The sequence below is a fragment of the Ahrensia sp. R2A130 genome, from assembly GCF_000179775.1.
In the GTDB taxonomy this organism is placed as follows: domain Bacteria; phylum Pseudomonadota; class Alphaproteobacteria; order Rhizobiales; family Rhizobiaceae; genus Pseudahrensia.
In genome coordinates this window covers 1-543 of the sequence record NZ_AEEB01000045.1, presented here as the reverse complement: position 1 = coordinate 543, position 543 = coordinate 1, and the positions used below count along the sequence as shown (strand labels likewise).

The window sequence follows — 543 nt, the reverse complement described above, 5'->3', positions numbered from 1 at the left end:
GGCGATGTTCTGACGGCAACGCTCGGCACTGCACCAACCAACGGCACTGTCGTTGTGAACACGGACGGGACGTATACCTACACGCCTGCTGCGGACTTCAACGGCACTGATACATTCACGATCTCCGTCGATGACGGCAACGGTGGTATAGATACGGCTACCGTTACCATCACGGTGAACCCACAGAACGATGCGCCGACTGCCACAGACAATGCGGTAACGACGAATGAGGACGCGGCTGTCTCCGGCGCGGTCATTCTGAACGATATTGATGGTGATGCGCTGACGGCCAGCCTAGCAACAGCCCCAAGCAACGGCACGGTCGTTGTGAACACGGACGGCACGTATACCTACACACCTGCTGCCGACTTCAACGGCACCGATACGTTCACGGTCAGCGTCGATGACGGCAATGGCGGAACTGATACGGCCACGGTTACGATCACGGTGAACCCACAGAACGATGCGCCGACGGCTGCTGATGATGCGGTAACGACGAATGAGGACGCGGCTGTCTCCGGCGCGGTCATTCTGAACGACATC

Annotated in this window: 1 protein-coding gene; it reads left to right on the top strand. The window is 58.6% G+C overall.

Going from position 1 to position 543, the window contains the following annotated elements; translation table 11 throughout:
- Window positions 1–543 (top strand): Ig-like domain-containing protein (locus tag R2A130_RS16890; RefSeq protein WP_040306493.1); only part of this gene is annotated, 543 nt, incomplete at both ends.